Source organism: Pseudomonas sp. GP01-A4, assembly GCF_058780865.1.
On record NZ_JBYSWF010000065.1, the window covers coordinates 1 to 18,831 of the forward strand.

The following is an 18,831-nucleotide window of genomic DNA, read 5'->3' on the forward strand; positions in this document are numbered from 1 at the left end:
GGCGGGTAGTGCCTGGGCTCATCGGGCGTACTTCTGCTTCGAGGATGCCCTTAGCGTAGTTGCTGATAACGGCTTATGTGGCCTGGCTGTGAACGATGCGGTTGCGCCCGGAATGCTTGGCGTCATACAGCGCCCGATCGGCACTCAGCAGCAGCTCTTCCAGCGAGCCACGGCTGCGTTTGTCCCAGGTACTGAGCCCGACGCTGACGGTGACCGACAGCGCGTCGCCGTCTGCCGGTGGCAAGTGCTCCACCGCACTGCGGATATGTTCGGCGATGGTGCTTGCGCCCTCGCCGTCGGTATCCGGCAGGATCACCGCGAACTCTTCGCCGCCGTAGCGCGCGGCCAGGTCGGCGGGGCGACGAATATTGCTGCCGATGACCCGGGCCACGTTGCGCAAGGCCTCGTCGCCACCCTGGTGACCATGGCGGTCGTTGAAGGCCTTGAAGTGGTCGACATCAATCATCAGCAAGGCCAGTGGCTCGCCTGAGCGTTGCGCGCGCTCCCATTCCAGGCGCAGGCGCTGGTCGAGGGTGCGGCGGTTGGCCAGGCCGGTGAGGCCGTCGGTGGCTGCCAGTTCCGACAACACCTTCTCGGCACGATAGCGGCGGCGCAGTTCCAGGCGCAGCATCCAGGTCAGCCACAACAGCCCCACACACAGTACGCCGGTGGCGCCACTGATCAGCAGGGCGGCGCGCTTCCAGGCGGCAAACACGTCATCGCTCGACAACGCCACCACCACAATCAGCGGCAGCGCGCCGACGCTGGTGAAGGTGTACAGCCGTTGCGCGCCACTGATGGCGGAGATGGCGCTGAAACTGCCGCTGCCTTCGCGCAGCATTCGCTTGAAGTTGGGCCGCGCGCTCAGGTCCTTGTTGATCATGTCTCTTTCGAGCAGCGGCTGCTGGGCCAACAGGATGCCGTCGTTATTCAGCAGGTTGATGCTGCTGCCGCTGCCGATGGTCAGGCTATTGAACAACTGGTCGAAATACGCCAGGCGCATGGTTGCCACCGCCACACCGGCAAACTCGCCATTGGGCCCGGGCACCCGGCGGCTGAAGGCGATGCGCCAGACTTGATCGCAGTCGCAACGAATCCTGAAGGGCCGACTGATGAACAGCCCGGCATCGGGGTTCTGCTGGTGAACCTGGAAATAATCGCGATTGGCGAAGTTACGGGGTGTGGGCGCCAGCGTGGAAGAGTCGGCGGTGACCGCGCCGGTTTTGTCCAGCAGCAGGACTTCGCCTTTGAAAGGGGCGGCCGTGGGCTGGTCGAACTGCACCATATGCAGGACTTCGGCGGAAACCTGGGGCAGGTCATCGCGAGTGGTTGCGGTGATCAGGCCGTTCAGCGCCAGGTCGTAGAGCTCGACGTTGCGCAGCACATCGGCATTGATCAGTTGGGTGATATTGCTGGTGGAACGCTTGGCTGCCTGCAAGGCGCTGGCGTGTTCGCGGATCAGCAGTACGGCAACGATGACCACGATCAGCACGACAGTAAGGCCACTGCCCAGAATCAGCAAAAGCTCCGGGCGTGCAGGCAGGGTGAAGGCGCGGCGTTGACTCATGGGACTGGCTTCGGCACTCAAGATGCTGGCAGTTTAGTTCCATGCTGTGAAAAATAAGTCGTCGCCGCTAAAAGAAAGCCTGAAGGTTAAAAAACGTCAATCGGATAGTCGACGATCACGCGGTACTCATCCACGTCCCGGTCCACTGCCGCGTAGCCATTGCCGCCGCGATTGGTCGCCCATTGCAGGCGCACGGCCAGGTCCTTGGCCTTGCCGCCTTGCACCACGTACTTGAGGTCGATGTCCCGTTCCCAGTGCTTGGCGTTCTTGCCGTCGGCACTGTACCAGGATGAGTAACCACGGCTGTCCGGATCGACCGTGGTCAGGTCGGTCTTGCCGCTGATGTACGACACCGCCGAGGTCAGGCCCGGCAGGCCCAGCCCGACGAAGTCATAGGCGTACTTGAGCTTCCACGAGCGCTCGTTGGGGCCGTTGAAGTCGGAGTATTGCTGGGAGTTGTCCAGGTAGATGCTGTCGCCCTGGCTGATGTAGTCGAACGGCGTGTTGCCGTTGACCCGCTGGTAGGCGGCGGTAACGCTGTGATTGCCCACGCCCACGGTGAAATGCAGGCTGTAGGTGTTGTTGTCGATGTTGCCCAGCAAGGCTTTGCCGGTCTCCTGGGTGTGGTAGTAGTGCAGGCCCGGGTTCAGGCTGACCAGCTCGTTCAACTGCCAGGTGTAGTCCAGGTCGTAGTAGTACTGGTTCCAGATGTCCTTGAGTTCGGACGCGTACAGGTTGCTGGTCAGCCCCGGCACGCCGCTGAAGGACACGCCGGCCCAGTCCAGGTGGCGGCTGTCTTCGCCATTGGGCAATGCGCCGTAGCTGGTGCCGATGCGGCGACGGCCGCTCTGGTTGTAGAGCTTGGTGAAGCTGGCCTGGCCGCCCTCGAACATCCAGCCGTCCAGGCTGTGGTTGGTCAGGCTCACGCCGCGGAAGGTCTGGGGCAGCATGCGGGTCATGCCGCCGGCAATCACCGGGTTGTTGAGGAACAGGTCGCCGGCTTTCAGTTCGGTGTCGAAGGCGCGCATTTTCAGGGTGGCGCCGGCGGTGGAGAACGAGCCGGGCGCTTTGCCGTTGCCGGAGCTTACCGGCAGGATGCTCGAGCCGTCGGTGCCGCCACCGCCGTCGAGCTTGAGGCCGAGCATGGCGTTGGCGTCCAGGCCGAAGCCGACGATGCCGGGGGTGTAGCCGGATTCGAAGATGCCGATGAAGCCCTGGCCCCATTCCTTGCTGTCATCGGTGTGAATGTCGCGACGGTCGCGGTTCATGTAGTAGTTGCGGGTGTTGATCTTGAAGCTGGAACCTTCGACGAAGCCGTCGGTGGCCGGGGTGTCTGCCGCGTGGGCAAGGGGAACGATCGTTGCAGCAATCGCGAGGAATAACGGGGTGAACGTCAGCGAGGTTTTCACCGGTGGAGCTCCTTTGGGTCAATCGAAACCGGCCAGTGTTGTTGGGGTTCCTGGCCTTTTTTCAGCGCAAAAAAAAGCCGCTGAACTCAGCGGCTTTAAGACAGATCCCCAGTGTAGAGCCCTGGAAATAAGTCGAGGGAAATCGGGGGAGAGCGGGTCGGTCTTAACCGCTGCGCTCATCGATGCGACAAATTAGCGCAGGTGAGCGGTGCGATACAGAGTGTAACAAGATAATGACTGTTGCCCAAATCGCAACAGTCTGGCTGTGGGGTGTGAGGGCCGGCCTGACAAGCCCTACCCAAGAATGTTAGCGTGCTTGCCATTCCCACGTAGTCGATGAGCCTGCCTTCCATGAAAAAGACCGTCCTCGCCTTCAGCCGCGTCACCCCGGAAATGATCGAACGCCTGCAACAGGATTTCGATGTCATCGCCCCCAACCCCAAGCAGGGCGACATCAACGCCCAGTTCAACGAAGCCTTGCCCCATGCCCACGGCCTGATCGGCGTAGGCCGCAAACTGGGCCGCGCGCAACTGGAAGGTGCGAGCAAACTGGAAGTGGTTTCCAGCGTGTCGGTGGGCTACGACAACTACGACCTGGCGTACTTCAATGAGCGCGGGATCATGCTCACCAACACCCCGGATGTGCTCACCGAAAGCACCGCCGACCTGGCCTTCGCCCTGCTGATGAGCAGCGCCCGCCGTGTCGCCGAACTGGACGCCTGGACCAAGGCCGGCCAGTGGAAAGCCAGCGTCGGCGCGCCGCTGTTTGGCTGTGATGTACACGGCAAGACCCTGGGTATCGTCGGCATGGGCAACATCGGCGCGGCCGTGGCGCGTCGGGGTCGCCTGGGTTTCAATATGCCGATTCTATACAGCGGTAACAGCCGCAAGACCGAACTGGAACAGGAACTCGGCGCGCAGTTTCGCAGCCTCGACCAGTTGCTGGCCGAAGCCGATTTCGTCTGCCTGGTGGTGCCACTGAGCGAGAAAACCCGCCACCTGATCAGCCATCGCGAGCTGGGCCTGATGAAATCCAGTGCGATCCTGGTGAACATCTCCCGTGGCCCGGTGGTGGATGAGCCGGCGCTGATCCAGGCCCTGCAAAACCAGACCATCCGTGGTGCCGGCCTGGATGTGTACGAGCAGGAGCCGCTGTCCGAGTCGCCGCTGTTCCAGCTGAGCAATGCGGTGACCCTGCCGCATATTGGCTCGGCCACCAACGAGACCCGCGAAGCCATGGCCAACCGCGCCCTGGAAAACCTGCGCAGCGCCTTGCTGGGCGAGCGTCCGCAGGATCTGGTAAACCCGCAGGTGTGGAAGGGCTGACGACTGCTTGTTGTAGGTAGGAGCGAGCTTGCTCGCGAAAAGCGTCAACGATAACGCGGGCAGCCTGGATAAACACAGCGCCCTCAGGTTTTTCGCGAGCAAGCTCGCTCCTACAGTTTTTCGCGTGCAAGTCGATAACGGTCTATAGATCGTCATCCCTGATCCACAGAAGGTTTTTATGTCCACCACCAAAGCCCGCGCAGATTCACTCTCGCTTCTGCTCTTTACCTTGCGCAGCGGCAAGCTGATGGCGATCAACCTGCTGAAAGTCAGTGAAATCATTCCCTGCCCGCCGCTGACCAAGCTGCCGGAGTCGCACCCCCACGTCAAAGGCATCGCCACCTTGCGCGGCACCGCGTTGTCGGTGATCGACCTGAGCCGCGCCCTGGGGGAAATGCCCCTGCAAGACCCGGACGGCGGCTGCCTGATCGTCACCGACGTGAGCCGTTCCAAGCAGGGCCTGCATGTGCAGGCGGTGAGCAAGATCGTGCACTGCCTGACCACCGACATTCGCCCGCCGCCGTTTGGTTCCGGCGGTACGCGTTCGTTTATCACCGGCGTGACCCAGGTCGAAGGCGCCCTGGTGCAAGTGCTGGACATCGAGAAAGTCATCCACGGCATCGCCCCGGCGCAGATCGAAGCGGCGCCCACCGACCTGACCATGGAAGAAGCCGAAGTGCTGGGCAACGCCCGAATCCTGGTGGTGGACGACAGCCAGGTGGCCCTGCAGCAATCGGTGCACACCCTGCGCAACCTCGGCCTCACGTGCCACACCGCCCGCAGCGCCAAGGAAGCCATTGACCGTTTGCTGGAGCTGCAAGGCACCGTCGAGCAAATCAACGTGGTGGTCTCGGACATCGAAATGTCCGAAATGGACGGCTACGCCTTTACCCGCACCCTGCGGGAAACCCCGGACTTCCAGGACCTCTATGTGCTGCTGCACACCTCCCTGGACAGTGCGATGAACAGCGAAAAAGCCCGCCTGGCCGGCGCCAATGCGGTACTCACCAAGTTTTCTTCGCCGGAACTGACCAAGTGCCTGGTGGTAGCCGCCCAGACCGTGGCGCAACAGGGCCTGTGACCGGTGGGTGAATATTTCCAGCTGCTGCGCCGCGACCTCACCGGCAGCCTGCCCGCCCCGCAGTGGCCGGCGGATATCCAGCTGGATCATTACCGCGAAGCCATGGCCCCGGCGATCCATGCGGTATTGAGCCTGGCCCAGGAACAAGGCGGCGGACGGGTCGGCTCCCTTGAGCACTGGCGCCAGCAGTTCGTTACCGATGCCGAGTTCGACCCCAAACTGTGCCTGGTGGCGAGTAACGCCAGCGGCATCCTGGGTGTGTCCCAATGCTGGACCAGCGCCTACATCAAGAACCTGGCCATTCACCCCTGTGCCCAGGGCATGGGGTTGGGCCGTGCGTTATTGCTGCACACCTTCCAGGTGTTCAAGCAACGCGGCGAAGCGTTTGTCGACCTCAAGGTGCTGGAGTCCAACTTGCGGGCACGGCGGCTGTATGAACGTGCGGGCATGGTGTTTGTGCTTCGCGACCTTGTCCCCGAGGACTGACGGCGCTGGCGCATAACTTGCTTTGCACAGAGGCAGAACGGTGAACAGAGGCAAAAACCCGCCACCGTTCATGAGTGCCTTCTGACCTTGCCTGGTGACAGATCCTCCATGAATACCCATTTTTCCTGCGTCGGTTGCGGCAAATGCTGCACCGACCACCATGTGCCCTTGACCCTCGAAGAAGCCCGCAGCTGGGCGGCTGACGGCGGTAATGTCATCGTGCTGGTGGAAGGTTTCCTGGGCAGTGGCCTGGGGCTGCCCGAGTTGCAACGTGACCACGCACAACGCCGTTCCGCCATCGTGCCCAGCGGCAATACCGAGGCGTATGTGGCAATCACCTTTGCCGCCTATAACGCCGGGCGCTGCCGGAATCTTGACGAAGACGACCGTTGCCGCATTTACGAGCGGCGGCCGTTGGTGTGCCGCATCTACCCGATGGAGATCAATCCGCACATCCCGTTGAACCCGGCAGCCAAGGACTGCCCGCCGGAATCCTGGGAGCAGGGGCCGGCGCTGATCGTGGGGGGCGAGTTGATGGACAAGGAGCTGGCCGAGTTGATCCGCCGCTCACGCCAGGCTGACCGCGATGATATCCAGGCCAAGGAAGCCGTGTGCGGGTTGCTGGGCATCCATACCACGGCGCTCAAGGGCGATGGGTTTACCGCGTACTTGCCCGACATGGGCCTGTTTGCCCAGGCGATCGAGTTGGCGACGCAAGAAGTCGTGCAGGCCAATGAGTGGGTGTTTCATGTGTCCGGGATGGACATTGCCGAGCAACTGCTGGATGCCGGCGCCCGGATTGCCACCGAGGTGCCGGCCAACTACGCCTTCATTTCATTGCGGGCGGCTTAAGCGCTAGCGCCGCTTGCCCCAGAATTCCTCCGCCAACCGCCGCAAGTCATCCGCCAGCCCCGCCACGTCCCCTGAGCTGAGCTGGCTCTGCTGGCCAGCGCTGACCGTCACTTCCCCGGCATTGCGAATGCCGATGATGTTGCGATTGATGTCTTCGCTCACCGCACTCTGTTCTTCCACCGCCGCCGCAATCTGCTGGCTCATGGCGGTAATTCGGGTCATTCGCTGGCTGATCCCATCCAGTGCGGCAGCGGCGCGCTGGGCCTGATCGACGCTGGCCTCCACATGCTGGCTGCTTTGCGCCATCGCCTGCACCGCATCCCGGGCGCCGCCTTGCAGGGTGCTGATCATGCGCTGGATCTCATTGGTCGAATCCTGCGTACGCTGGGCCAGGCCTCGTACCTCATCGGCCACCACGGCAAACCCGCGTCCTTGCTCCCCGGCCCGCGCCGCTTCGATGGCGGCATTCAGCGCCAGCAGGTTGGTCTGTTCGGCAATCGCCCGGATCACTTCCAGCACCCCGGAAATATCGCCGCTGTGGCTTTCCAGTTGATGGATCACTGCGGTGGCCCGCGCCAGTTCCTCGGACAAACGCAGCACCGCGTCGCGGCTTTCATCCACCCGTTGATGGCCCTCGCGGGTTTCGCTGCCGGCCTGGTCAGCGGCCCTGGACGCCTGCAACGCGTGCTCGGCGACTTGCGCCACGCTGGCGGCCATTTGATTGATCGCAGCGGCGACCTGGTCCGTCTGGGTCTGTTGGCCGAGGCTGCTGGTGTGGCTGCTGTCCAGTTGTTGCACCAGCGCCGCGGCATGGCCGGACAGACGTTGCGATGCATCGCCAATCCGGCCGACCACCGCGCCCACCTGGGCCTCCAGCATCTGCATGGCAAACTCGATACGCCCGAACTCGTCCTTGCGCCCGGTGTAGATCGCCTGGCTCAGCGGGTTATCGGCAATCAGCCGTGCCCGCTGGTTCAACTGTGCCAGGGGCCGTAACAAGCCATGCACACCCGCTACCCCCACGGCGCAGGCCGCCGTTCCCGCCAGCAGTTGCCAGGTCAGCGGATAAGTCGCCAGCCCAAGGCCCAATGCCCAGGTTGCGGCGCAAGCCCCCAGGACCCATGCCGACAGCTTGAAGGTCATGCCCACCACGGGCCGTGCTCGCCGAGTGCCGGCACGCAGGCGGGCATAGGCCCGTTCGGCCCGATGCACCCGCCGTGCATCGGGCTTGGTGCGCACCGATTGATACTCCACCGTCACGCCGTCCCGGGTGACCGGCGTGGCATAGGCACTGACCCAATAGTGATCGCCGTTCTTGCAGCGATTTTTCACCATACCCATCCACGAGCGACCGCTTTTCAATACCTGCCACATGTGCGCAAACGCCGCGGCCGGCATGTCCGGGTGACGCAGCAGGTTGTGCGGCGTGCCCAGCAACTCCTCGCGGGTGTAGCCGCTGATATCGATGAAGTCCTGGTTGGCGTAGGTAATTGCGCTGGTCAGGTCGGTGGTCGAGAGGATATTGGCGTCGGGGGCAAAATCCACATTTCGACCGGTGACCGGCAGATTGATCTTCATGGAAAAGCGCGCTCGTGATTGTTGGAGGAGTCGGCAGGGCGTCGACTCTAAGCGCACCGGTTGGGCAAATACTGATCCAGCTCATGTTCCGCGCAATTAATTGGCCATTACGGTCTGGAGAGCGGCGCGTCCAGCCGGTAGGGCTCGATGATGCGTTGGTATTCGCCGCTCTGCTTCAGTTGCTCGAGGGCGTGATTGAGGGCGCTGCGCAAAGCGGTGTCGGGCTTGCGCAGTGCGATCGCCACGCCGTTACCCAGCAGTTCGGTGGAGACGTGAGGGCCGAGGAAGTCGAAAACCTGACCATCAGCGGTGTCGAGCAGCGCCTCACGGATTTCCACGGTGCCTTGCAATGTTGCATCGATGTCGCCTGCCAGCAGGCTGCGGATCAGCTCGTCATTGCGCCAGAATGCCTTGACGATGACCCCCTTGGGCGCCCACTTCGACAGGGCGAAGGCTTCGCGGTTGCTGCCCACCAGAACGCCCACGCGCTTGCCCTTCAGTGACCGTGGGGTCGGCTTCAACCCTGATGTCTTGCGGGCCACCAGGCGCGTGGTGATCGGATAAAGGTTATCGGTGAAATTCACCCGCTGGCGCCGTTTCAGTGTAGGGGCCATGCCCATGATCGCGTCGAATTGCCTGGCTTCAAGGGCGGGGAAGTTTTCCACAAGGACCTGGTCGACCCAGGTACACCGCACATTGAGCTGTATGCATAAGGCATTGCCCAGCTCGATGTTCAGCCCTGCAAGCTGGCCATGTTGATTGCGGCTTTGGAAGGGTGGAAATTGCGCAGCAACGGCGAAACGAATTTCATGCCGTGGTTGACCGCTGGCCGCAGTGGTGGAGAAAACGCTGGCCATCAGCGACAACAACAGCACGACACAGGTGCGTATCAGAACCACAGGGAACGTCCTTTTCCAGAAAACCAGCTTTACCACGTCCAGCCCCGAGCGAAAGAGTCGGGGCAAGCGGGTGTCATGCAAGCTTTCAAGAATTGGCCGCAGGCCTACAAGGCGAAAGGTCAGTAACTGTTGTAGGCATAAATCTCCATTGCGGAGGATTTATTACCGGTCAGCGCTTGCCCATCGAGCGACGGGTGCCGGGAGGCGCCATGCCCGGGCTCTTGGTGTGGCCGTTCTTGGCGCCGTTTTTGTACCACGGCTGGCTGGCGTTTTTCGCCCCGGCCAGTTCGCCCGGCTTGAACGGAAACTTGAACGCCGGGATCTCGGCCTTGGTTTCGCCTTCGACGCTGTCAGGGTTGGCCTGTTGGTCGATGTCGACCGCTTCAACAGCGGGTTGTGTCGGGGAATTCATGGAAGCTCCGGGGAGTACTGAAAATGACGCGGGCCCGACTTGCAGGCCACACCGCCGCGCAGTATACCTGCGCGCCTCGGATCTTTAACCACTGCTCGTACGAATGGTCGGACTTTACTGACGGCGCTGTCAGTTAGCAGTCACTTTGCTGACCCGGTTGGCGGGCTATAAAGAGCCTTCATTCTTCCGATCCTTTGCCCTGGCGCCTCACCCCATGCACATTCAACGAAAACCTGCCTTGATCGTGGGCGTCCTTGTGGTACTGGCCGTGGTTGCCTGGGTGGTGACCCGCCCGGCCAAGACCAAACTGACCGCATCGTCGGCGATCCCGGTGCGGGTGATCAGCGTCAAACAGCAGGACATCCCGCGGTTTGTCAGCGGCATCGGCTCGGTGCTGTCGTTGCACAGCGTGGTGATTCGCCCGCAGATCGACGGCATCCTTACCAAATTGCTGGTCAAGGAAGGTCAACTGGTGAAGGCCGGCGACCTGCTGGCGACCATTGATGACCGCTCGATCCGCGCCAGCCTGGACCAGGCCAAGGCGCAGCTCGGGGAAAGCCAGGCGCAACTGCAAGTCGCGCTGGTCAACCTCAAGCGCTACAAGGAACTGAGCATCGACGACGGCGTGTCCAAGCAGACCTATGACCAGCAACAAGCCCTGGTCAACCAGCTCAAGGCCACGGCCCAAGGCAACCAGGCCGCGATTGATTCGGCCCAGGTGCAGCTTTCCTACACCCAGATTCGCTCGCCGGTTACCGGTCGCGTCGGGATTCGCACAGTGGATGAAGGCAACTTCCTGCGCATGAGCGACACCCAGGGCTTGTTCTCCGTGACCCAGATCGACCCGATTGCCGTCGAGTTCTCCCTGCCGCAACAGATGCTGCCGACCCTGCAAGGCCTGATCGCCGCGCAACTGCCCGCCGACGTCAACGCCTACATGGGCGCCGACACCGACGGCCAGACCGGCGACCTGCTGGGGGAGGGCCGCCTGAGCCTGATCGACAACCAGATCAGCGGCACCACCGGCACCATCCGCGCCAAGGCCGAGTTCAGCAACGGCGCGCAAAAACTCTGGCCGGGGCAGTTGGTGACGATCCGCATCCAGACCGCCCTGCACAAAAATGCCCTGGTGGTGCCGCCTACCGTGGTGCAACGCGGCCTGGATTCGCACTTCGTGTACCGGCTCAAGGGTGACAAGGTAGAGGTGGTGCCGGTGCAGGTGCTGTACCAGAACAGCGACATGAACATCCTCCAGGGTGTGCAGGCCGGCGATGTGCTGGTCAGCGACGGCCAGTCACGGCTCAAGGCGGGCGCCCAGGTCGATGTGCTCAAGGAGCCGCCGCAGGTGATCCAGACCGTTGATGCCAAGGTGCAGCCATGAGTGGCAGTCGTTCGCCGTCGGCCTGGTGCGTCGACCACCCGGTCGCCACCTTGCTGCTGACCTTCGCTTTGGTATTGCTCGGGATGATTGCCTTTCCACGCCTGGCCATCGCCCCACTGCCGGAAGCGGAATTTCCGACGATCCAGGTCAGTGCCACGCTGCCCGGCGCCAGCCCGGACACCATGGCTTCATCCGTGGCAACGCCGCTGGAGGTGCAATTCAGTGCCATCCCCGGCATGACCCAGATGACCTCCAGCAGTGCCTTGGGCTCCAGCCTGCTGACCCTGCAATTCACCCTCACCAAGAGCATCGACACCGCTGCCCAGGAAGTGCAGGCGGCGATCAACACCGCGTCCGGCAAACTGCCCAGCGACATGCCTAGCCTGCCGACCTGGAAGAAGGTCAACCCGGCGGACAGCCCGGTGCTGATCCTCAGTGTCAGCTCCGACAGCATGCCCAGCACCGAGCTGAGCGACTACGTGGAAACCCTGCTGGCCCGGCAGATCAGCCAGATCGACGGGGTCGGCCAGATCAACATTACCGGCCAGCAACGCCCGGCCATCCGGGTGCAGGCGTCGGCCGATAAACTCGCGGCCATCGGCCTGACCCTGGCGGACGTGCGCCTGGCGATCCAGCAATCGAGCCTGAACCTGGCCAAGGGCGCGATCTACGGCGAGAACAGCGTGTCGACCCTCTCGACCAACGACCAGTTGTTCCACCCCGAGGATTACGCCCAACTGATCGTGTCCTACAAGGACGGGGCACCTGTACAACTGCGGGATATCGCCAAAGTCATCAACGGCTCGGAAAACGCCTACGTGCAGGCCTGGTCCGGCGACACGCCAGGGGTCAACCTGGTGATCTCCCGCCAGCCCGGCGCGAACATCGTCGAGACCGTGGACCGCATTCAAGCCGAACTGCCGCGCCTGCAAGCCATGCTGCCGGCCTCGGTGCAGGTCAGCGTGTTGACCGACCGCACCAAGACCATCCGCGCGTCCCTGCATGAAGTGGAAGTGACCCTGCTGATCGCCATCCTGCTGGTGGTGGCGGTGATGGCGCTGTTCCTGCGCCAGTTGTCGGCCACGTTGATCGTGTCCAGCGTGCTCGGCGTGTCGCTGGTGGCCAGTTTTGCCCTGATGTACCTGATGGGCTTCAGCCTGAACAACCTGACCCTGGTGGCGATCGTGATCGCCGTGGGGTTTGTGGTGGACGATGCGATCGTGGTGGTGGAGAACATTCACCGCCACCTGGAAGCGGGCCTCGACAAGCGCGAAGCCGCGATCAAGGGCGCGGGTGAAATCGGTTTTACCGTGGTCTCCATCAGCTTCTCGCTGGTGGCGGCGTTTATCCCGCTGTTGTTCATGGGCGGTGTCGTGGGGCGGTTGTTCAAGGAGTTTGCCTTGACAGCCACCTCGACCATCCTGATTTCGGTGGTGGTCTCGCTGACCCTGGCGCCGACCCTGGCCGCGTTGTTCATGCGCGCACCAACCCATCATGCCCACGACAAACCCGGTTTCAGCGAACGCCTGCTGGTCGGCTATGCGCGCAATCTGCGCCGCGCCCTGGCCCATCAACGCACCATGGCCGCGATCTTCATGGTGACCCTGGCCCTGGCCGTGGTCGGCTACGTGTTTATCCCCAAGGGTTTCTTTCCGGTACAAGACACCGGCTTCGTCCTCGGCACCAGCGAAGCGGCGGCCGACGTGTCGTTCCCGGACATGGTTGCCAAGCACAAGGCAATCGCCGAGATCGTCAAGGATGACCCGGCGGTGGAAGCGTTCTCCCATTCGGTGGGCGTGACCGGCAGCAACCAGACCATCGCCAACGGCCGGTTCTGGATTGCCTTGAAAGATCGCGGGGATCGCGACGTGTCGGCCAGCCAGTTTATCGACCGGATCCGCCCGAAACTGGCGAAAGTGCCGGGCATCGTCCTGTACCTGCGGGCCGGCCAGGACATCAACTTGAGCTCCGGCCCCAGCCGCGCCCAGTACCAGTACGTGCTCAAGAGCAATGACGGCCCGACCCTGAATACCTGGACCCAGCGCCTCACCGAAAAACTGCGGGCCAACCCGGCGTTCCGCGACCTGTCCAACGACTTGCAACTGGGCGGCAGCATCACCCACATCAGCATCGACCGTCAGGCCGCCGCGCGGTTTGGCCTCACCGCCACCGATGTGGACCAGGCGCTGTACGACGCCTTCGGCCAGCGCCAGATCAACGAGTTCCAGACCGAGATCAACCAGTACCAGGTGGTGCTGGAACTGGACACCCAGCAACGCGGCAAGGCCGAAAGCCTGAACTACTTCTACCTGCGCTCGCCGTTGACCAACGAGATGGTGCCGCTGTCGGCGGTGGCCAAGGTCGACCCGCCCACCGTCGGGCCTTTGTCCATCAGCCATGACGGCATGTTCCCGGCGGCCAACCTGTCTTTCAACCTGGCACCCGGCGTCGCGTTGGGCGATGCGGTGATCCTGCTCAACCAGGCGAAGAATGAAATCGGCATGCCGACCACCATCATCGGCAACTTCCAGGGCGCGGCCCAGGCGTTCCAGAGTTCATTGGCCAGCCAGCCCTGGCTGATCCTCGCGGCACTGGTGGCGGTCTACATTATCCTGGGTGTGCTGTACGAGAGCTTCGTGCACCCGCTGACGATCATCTCCACCTTGCCATCGGCGGGGTTGGGGGCGCTGATCATGTTGTCACTGATGGGCCAGGACTTTTCGATCATGGCGTTGATCGGCCTGGTGCTGCTGATCGGGATCGTGAAGAAGAACGGTATCCTGATGATCGACTTCGCCCTGGACGCCCAGCGCGTACGCGGCCTGCCGCCCGAGGAAGCGATTTATGAGGCGTGTGTCACGCGGTTCCGGCCGATCATCATGACCACCCTGGCCGCCCTGCTGGGTGCGGTGCCGCTGATGCTGGGCTCCGGCCCCGGCGCGGAAATGCGCCAGCCGTTGGGTATCGCGGTGGTGGGCGGGTTGCTGGTGAGCCAGGCGCTGACGCTGTTCACCACACCGGTCATATACTTGTACCTCGAGAAGTTTTTCCACAGACCCAAACCAGCTCCCCAGCTGGCAATCACACACTGAGGCTGAGGCCCCGTCCTGGAACAAAAGGCTCATGCGTGTACTGATTATTGAAGACGAAGAAAAAACCGCCGACTACCTGCACCGCGGCCTGACGGAGCAAGGCTATACCGTCGACGTCGCCCGTGAAGGCGTCGAAGGGTTGCACCTGGCCCTGGAGAACGATTACGCGGTCATCGTGCTCGACGTGATGCTGCCCGGCCTGGATGGCTTTGGTGTTTTGCGCGCGCTGCGGGCGCGCAAGCAGACGCCGGTGATCATGCTCACCGCCCGCGAGCGGGTGGAAGACCGTATTCGCGGCCTGCGCGAAGGCGCGGATGATTACCTCGGCAAGCCGTTCTCGTTCCTCGAACTGGTGGCGCGCCTGCAAGCCCTGACCCGTCGCAGTGGCGGGCATGAGCCGGTGCAGGTGACCATCGCCGACCTGTGGATCGACCTGATCAGCCGCAAGGCCAGTCGCAACGGCGTTCGCCTGGACCTGACCGCCAAGGAGTTCTCGCTGCTCAGCGTATTGGCCCGGCGCCAGGGTGAAATCCTGTCCAAGACCTCGATTGCGGAAATGGTCTGGGACATCAATTTCGACAGCGACGCCAACGTGGTGGAAGTGGCGATCAAACGCCTGCGGGCCAAGCTCGACGGGCCGTTCGAACAGAAACTGCTGCACACCATCCGTGGCATGGGTTACGTGCTGGAGAACCGCAGTGTCGGCTAACTCCATCGCCCTGCGCCTGAGCGGCATGTTCACCCTGGTGGCGCTGCTGATCTTCCTGTTGATCGGCGGCGCGCTGTACCAGCAGGTGGACAAAGGCCTGGGCCTGCTGCCCGGGGCCGAGCTGGATGCGCGCTACAGCGTGCTGGAGTCTTCGGTCAATCGCTTCGGTACGCCGGACCATTGGGCGAAGATCACCGCCAAGCTCAAGTTGTTGGGAGAGGAAGACAAGCGCATTCGCTTCTGGGTGGTGAGCAGCGACCCGACCTACGAATACGGCAACCCGGACGCGCAGATTCGCGCCTTCGCCGCCGGCCCGACCGGCAAGCGCGACTTGCGCCTGCCGGGCCATGCCTACCCGTTCAAAGTATTGGTCAGCCAGTTTCCAGCCAAGGAGCAGCGCCCGCCGCTGCGTTTCCTGATCGCGGTCGACACCGAGAACTTCCGCGCCACCCAGCATCAACTGCTGGTGGCGCTGATCGGCCTGGCGTTTGTCGGCGTGCTGCTGGCCTCGCTGCTGGGGTTCTGGGTGGCGCGCATCGGTCTCAAGCCGCTGATCAAGCTGTCGGACGAGGCGCAGAAACTTGCACCGCCGAAACTATCCGGGCGCCTGCAATTGTCGCCATTGCCGCCGGAGCTGAAGCAGTTCGTCAACTCCTTCAACTCGACCCTCGACCGGGTAGAACAGGCCTATTCGCGCCTGGAGTCATTCAACGCCGATGTGGCCCATGAGCTGCGCTCGCCGCTGACCAACCTGATCGGCCAGACCCAGGTGGCGCTGACCCGTGGGCGTTCGGCCGAGCATTATTTCGAGGTGCTGCAATCGAACCTCGAAGAGCTGGAACGGCTGCGCTCGATCATCAATGACATGCTGTTCCTGGCCAGTGCAGACCAGGGCAGCAAGGCCACCAAGCTGATCACCAGTTCGCTGGCGGATGAAGTGGCGACCACCCTGGATTACCTGGACTTTATCCTCGAGGACGCCCAGGTGCAGGTGCGTGTGACCGGCGATGCCCAGGTGCAGATCGAGAGGGCGCACTTGCGCCGGGCGTTGATCAACCTGTTGAGCAATGCGGTGCAGCATACGGCGCCTGGCCAGGTGATCGAGGTGAAGATCGAAGTGCTGGAGGACCACGTGGCGATCGGGGTGACCAACCCGGGCGATGAGATTGCCAGCGAGCATCTGCCCCGGTTGTTCGAGCGGTTCTATCGGGTGGACGCGTCCCGCAGCAATAGCGGGGCGAATCACGGGTTGGGACTGGCGATCGTCAAGGCGATCGCGTTGATGCACGGCGGAGATGTGTTTGTGCGCAGCGAGGGCGGCGGCAACACCTTTGGCATTACGCTGCCGGTGTAGCGGCCGCCCCCCCCCTCAGTTACTCAGTCGTACCCCGCCCAAACTGCCACTTAGCTCATAGGCCGCCAGTTCCGCCTGATGCGCGGCCATGATTTCCGGCAGGGAACTGCGCAGGTATTCCACCCACGTCTTGATCTTCGCATCCAGGTATTGGCGCGACGGGTAGATGGCGTACAGGTTGAGCTCCTGGGAGCGGTAGTTGGGCATCACCCGCACCAGGGTGCCGTTGCGCAGCCCTTCAATCGCCGCATACACCGGCAACAGGCCAACGCCCATGCCGCTGGTGATCGCGGTCTTCATCGCATCGGCCGAGTTCACCAGGAACGGTGAGCTGTTGATCGCCACACTTTCCTGGCCTTCCGGGCCATTGAACGACCATTTATCCAGCTGAATCACCGGGCTGACCAGGCGCAGGCACGCGTGGTTGAGCAGGTCGCTGGGCCGTTGCGCGCAGCCGTTGGCCTTGACGTAGGCCGGCGAGGCACAGGCGATGCTGTAAGTTATCCCCAGGCGCTGCGAGACAAACCCCGAATCCGGCAACTCGCTGGCGAGCACGATGGACACGTCGTAACCCTCATCCAGCAGGTCCGGCACGCGGTTGGCCATGGTCAGGTCAAAGGTCACGTCCGGGTGGGTGCGGCGGTAGCGGGCAATCGCATCGATCACGAAGTGCTGGCCGATGCCGGTCATGGTGTGCACTTTCAGCTGCCCGGCGGGGCGGGCGTGGGCGTCGCTGGCTTCGGCTTCCGCTTCCTCGACATACGCCAGGATCTGCTCGCAACGCAGCAAATAGCGCTTGCCGGCCTCGGTCAGGGCGATGCGGCGGGTGGTGCGGTTGAGCAAACGGGTTTGCAGATGGGCCTCAAGGTTGGAGACCGCGCGCGAGACGTTGGCCGTGGTGGTATCCAGTTGCACGGCGGCGGCGGTGAAGCTGCCGGCTTCGGCCACACAACTGAAGGCGCGCATGTTTTGCAAGGTGTCCATTAAGGTGCTCTCAGGGGAGATGGCAAATTGTGACACGAAGTTGCAGGATCCAGTGATCCCTACGAACGGATTATCGCCTGAACGGTAACAAAGATTCACAAGAATCCCACCTTATCGCCATCCGGCCCGCCCCTTAGAATTGCGCCACCTTCCCCGCAACACCCTCTCAGGAATTCGCAGCAGTGCCGCGTCGCATCAGCAGAGAGCTGAAGACTCTCAGTGTTTGGGCCTTATCGTTAGCAATCAGCGGCTGCATCGGAACCGGAGGAATCGCCCCTCAAGGCCAGTCACTCGTCGCCAATTCATTGGCCACCGACGAAGCGATCAAAAGCGCCGCCCAGGACGCCCACTGGCCCACCGCGCAATGGTGGCAAGCCTACGGCGACCCGCAACTCAACCACTGGATCGACCTCGCCGTGCAAGGCAGCCCGAGCATGGCCATGGCCGCTGCACGTGTGCGTGAAGCCCGGGCCATGGCCGGGATCGCCGAGTCGGCCGAGTCGTTGCAGATCAATGGTGATGCCACGCTCAAGCGCCATAACTGGCCGAGCGACCAATTCTACGGCCCGGGCGCGCTGGACAATTCCACCACCTGGGACAACAACGCGTCCCTGGGCTTGAGCTATGCCCTCGACCTCTGGGGCCGCGAAAGCAACGCCACCGAGCGCGCCGTGGACATGGCCCACATGAGCGCCGCCGAAGCGCGCCAGGCCCAGCTCGAATTGCAGAACAACGTGGTGCGCGCCTATATCCAGCTGTCGTTGCATTTCGCCCAGCGCGATATCGTGGCCGCCACCCTGGCCCAGCAACAACAGATTCTCGACCTTGCGCAAAAGCGTTTGAATGGTGGGATCGGCACCCACTTCGAAGTCAGCCAGGCCGAGACGCCGCTGCCGGAAACCCATCGCCAGCTGGACGCCTTGGATGAACAGATCGCCCTGAGTCGCAACCAGTTGGCCGCGCTGGCGGGCAAAGGGCCGGGGGCGGGCGCGCAGTTGCAGCGGCCCACCTTGTCCCTGGCCGCGCCGCTGAAACTGCCGTCGAGCTTGCCCGCCGAACTGCTCGGCCAGCGCCCGGACGTGGTCGCCAGCCGCTGGCAAGTGGCGGCCCAGGCCCGTGGCATTGATGTGGCCCACGCCGGTTTCTACCCCAACGTCGACCTGGTGGGCAGCCTCGGCTACGTCGCCACCGGCGGCGGGATGCTGAGTTTCCTGACCGGCAAGAAACTCAACTACACCGCCGGCCCTGCCATCAGCCTGCCGATCTTCGACGGTGGCCGCCTGCGCTCGCAACTGGGTGAAGCCAGCGCCGGCTACGACATCGCCGTCGCGCACTACAACCAGACGCTGGTCAACGCGCTCAAGGGCATCAGCGACCAGTTGATCCGCCGCGAGTCCATGGACAAGCAGCAAGCCTTCGCCGCCGAATCCGTGGCCTCGGCGCAGAAAACCTATGACATCGCGATGATCGCCTACCAGCGCGGCCTCACCGACTACCTCAACGTGCTGAATGCCCAGAGCCTGTTGTTCCGCCAGCAGCAGGTGCAGCAGCAGGTCCAGGCTGCACGCCTGAGTGCCCACGCCGAACTGGTGACCGCGTTGGGCGGTGGCCTCGGTGCCGGCAGCGATGTGCCTCAGGACAGCCAGACCTTACCGAGCAAGACCCCGGCGGCCCTCGCCGTGTTTGATCACTGAGTAGGAT

Annotated in this window: 15 protein-coding genes and 2 pseudogenes; 10 read left to right on the top strand and 7 right to left on the bottom strand. The window is 62.9% G+C overall.

Annotated features, from left to right (window positions below; translation table 11 throughout):
* Positions 1-73 precede the first annotated feature (73 nt).
* Positions 74-1,567 carry a sensor domain-containing diguanylate cyclase gene (locus AC3WKX_RS27515; protein WP_102606331.1) on the bottom strand — a complete coding sequence of 498 codons (1,494 nt, stop codon included), beginning with the start codon at positions 1,565-1,567 and terminating at the stop codon, positions 74-76.
* Between the two features lie 86 nt (positions 1,568-1,653).
* A complete protein-coding gene (locus AC3WKX_RS27520) occupies positions 1,654-2,976 on the bottom strand; it encodes an OprD family porin (protein WP_008434205.1) in 1,323 nt (440 codons plus the stop codon).
* A 351-nt stretch (positions 2,977-3,327) separates the two neighbouring features.
* Between AC3WKX_RS27520 and AC3WKX_RS27525 the strand changes: the two genes are divergently transcribed.
* The 5 genes and pseudogenes from AC3WKX_RS27525 (at position 3,328) to AC3WKX_RS27545 (ending at position 6,721) form a co-directional block, all read left to right on the top strand.
* Entirely contained in the window at positions 3,328-4,302 is a 975-nt protein-coding gene (locus AC3WKX_RS27525) for a 2-hydroxyacid dehydrogenase (RefSeq protein WP_003216236.1), read from the top strand.
* 28 nt (positions 4,303-4,330) lie between these two features.
* Positions 4,331-4,429, top strand: a pseudogene (locus AC3WKX_RS27530) (outer membrane lipoprotein carrier protein LolA); the annotation flags it as partial.
* A gap of 51 nt (positions 4,430-4,480) precedes the next feature.
* Positions 4,481-5,383: a chemotaxis protein CheV gene (locus AC3WKX_RS27535; RefSeq protein WP_102369883.1), complete on the top strand. Its 903-nt coding sequence runs from the start codon at positions 4,481-4,483 to the stop codon at positions 5,381-5,383.
* A gap of 3 nt (positions 5,384-5,386) precedes the next feature.
* Positions 5,387-5,869: a GNAT family N-acetyltransferase gene (locus AC3WKX_RS27540; RefSeq protein WP_102606330.1), complete on the top strand. Its 483-nt coding sequence runs from the start codon at positions 5,387-5,389 to the stop codon at positions 5,867-5,869.
* 108 nt (positions 5,870-5,977) lie between these two features.
* Positions 5,978-6,721 (top strand): YkgJ family cysteine cluster protein, encoded by a 744-nt coding sequence (locus AC3WKX_RS27545; RefSeq protein ID WP_003216242.1) that lies wholly within the window; start codon positions 5,978-5,980, stop codon positions 6,719-6,721.
* A 3-nt stretch (positions 6,722-6,724) separates the two neighbouring features.
* Here the strand turns inward: AC3WKX_RS27545 and AC3WKX_RS27550 are convergent, their stop codons facing one another.
* The 4 genes and pseudogenes from AC3WKX_RS27550 to AC3WKX_RS27565 all read right to left on the bottom strand — a co-directional run bounded on the left by AC3WKX_RS27550 (position 6,725) and on the right by AC3WKX_RS27565 (position 9,610).
* Positions 6,725-7,771, bottom strand: coding sequence for a methyl-accepting chemotaxis protein (locus AC3WKX_RS27550; RefSeq protein WP_371858922.1), 1,047 nt, complete (start codon positions 7,769-7,771; stop codon positions 6,725-6,727).
* 246 nt (positions 7,772-8,017) lie between these two features.
* Positions 8,018-8,299, bottom strand: a pseudogene (locus AC3WKX_RS27555) (PAS domain-containing protein); the annotation flags it as partial.
* 107 nt (positions 8,300-8,406) lie between these two features.
* Positions 8,407-9,198 carry a transporter substrate-binding domain-containing protein gene (locus AC3WKX_RS27560; protein WP_008434195.1) on the bottom strand — a complete coding sequence of 264 codons (792 nt, stop codon included), beginning with the start codon at positions 9,196-9,198 and terminating at the stop codon, positions 8,407-8,409.
* 169 nt (positions 9,199-9,367) lie between these two features.
* Positions 9,368-9,610 (bottom strand): hypothetical protein, encoded by a 243-nt coding sequence (locus tag AC3WKX_RS27565; protein ID WP_003216247.1) that lies wholly within the window; start codon positions 9,608-9,610, stop codon positions 9,368-9,370.
* 214 nt (positions 9,611-9,824) lie between these two features.
* Between AC3WKX_RS27565 and AC3WKX_RS27570 the strand changes: the two genes are divergently transcribed.
* From AC3WKX_RS27570 to AC3WKX_RS27585, 4 genes are read left to right on the top strand one after another with little or no spacing between them, the layout of a single operon-like run.
* Complete coding sequence (locus AC3WKX_RS27570; RefSeq protein WP_003216249.1) at positions 9,825-10,991, top strand: efflux RND transporter periplasmic adaptor subunit; 1,167 nt, start codon at positions 9,825-9,827, stop codon at positions 10,989-10,991.
* The gene (locus AC3WKX_RS27575) at positions 10,988-14,083 is read left to right on the top strand and encodes a multidrug efflux RND transporter permease subunit (protein WP_102606328.1); all 3,096 of its coding nucleotides are present in this window, start codon (positions 10,988-10,990) and stop codon (positions 14,081-14,083) included. The genes AC3WKX_RS27570 and AC3WKX_RS27575 overlap by 4 nt, the downstream gene beginning before the upstream one ends.
* A 31-nt stretch (positions 14,084-14,114) precedes the next feature.
* On the top strand, positions 14,115-14,792 hold the full coding sequence (locus tag AC3WKX_RS27580) for a heavy metal response regulator transcription factor (protein ID WP_003216255.1): 678 nt from the start codon (positions 14,115-14,117) through the stop codon (positions 14,790-14,792).
* Entirely contained in the window at positions 14,782-16,146 is a 1,365-nt protein-coding gene (locus AC3WKX_RS27585; protein WP_102606327.1) for a heavy metal sensor histidine kinase, read from the top strand. The genes AC3WKX_RS27580 and AC3WKX_RS27585 overlap by 11 nt, the downstream gene beginning before the upstream one ends.
* A 15-nt stretch (positions 16,147-16,161) precedes the next feature.
* Here AC3WKX_RS27585 and AC3WKX_RS27590 read toward each other — a convergent pair whose 3' ends face one another.
* Complete coding sequence (locus AC3WKX_RS27590) at positions 16,162-17,130, bottom strand: LysR family transcriptional regulator (protein WP_003216257.1); 969 nt, start codon at positions 17,128-17,130, stop codon at positions 16,162-16,164.
* 182 nt (positions 17,131-17,312) lie between these two features.
* Between AC3WKX_RS27590 and AC3WKX_RS27595 the strand changes: the two genes are divergently transcribed.
* Positions 17,313-18,824 (top strand): efflux transporter outer membrane subunit, encoded by a 1,512-nt coding sequence (locus AC3WKX_RS27595; protein ID WP_032899258.1) that lies wholly within the window; start codon positions 17,313-17,315, stop codon positions 18,822-18,824.
* Positions 18,825-18,831: the final 7 nt, after the last annotated feature.

Bases quoted from the DNA above. Each gene is read 5' to 3' on its own strand.
- AC3WKX_RS27580 (WP_003216255.1), top strand. From the start codon at position 14,115: ATGCGTGTACTGATTATTGAAGACGAAGAAAAAACCGCCGACTACCTG.
- AC3WKX_RS27545 (WP_003216242.1), top strand. From the start codon at position 5,978: ATGAATACCCATTTTTCCTGCGTCGGTTGCGGCAAATGCTGCACCGAC.
- AC3WKX_RS27590 (WP_003216257.1), bottom strand. From the start codon at position 17,130: ATGGACACCTTGCAAAACATGCGCGCCTTCAGTTGTGTGGCCGAAGCC.
- AC3WKX_RS27515 (WP_102606331.1), bottom strand. From the start codon at position 1,567: ATGAGTCAACGCCGCGCCTTCACCCTGCCTGCACGCCCGGAGCTTTTG.
- AC3WKX_RS27535 (WP_102369883.1), top strand. From the start codon at position 4,481: ATGTCCACCACCAAAGCCCGCGCAGATTCACTCTCGCTTCTGCTCTTT.
- AC3WKX_RS27575 (WP_102606328.1), top strand. From the start codon at position 10,988: ATGAGTGGCAGTCGTTCGCCGTCGGCCTGGTGCGTCGACCACCCGGTC.
- AC3WKX_RS27525 (WP_003216236.1), top strand. From the start codon at position 3,328: ATGAAAAAGACCGTCCTCGCCTTCAGCCGCGTCACCCCGGAAATGATC.
- AC3WKX_RS27565 (WP_003216247.1), bottom strand. From the start codon at position 9,610: ATGAATTCCCCGACACAACCCGCTGTTGAAGCGGTCGACATCGACCAA.
- AC3WKX_RS27570 (WP_003216249.1), top strand. From the start codon at position 9,825: ATGCACATTCAACGAAAACCTGCCTTGATCGTGGGCGTCCTTGTGGTA.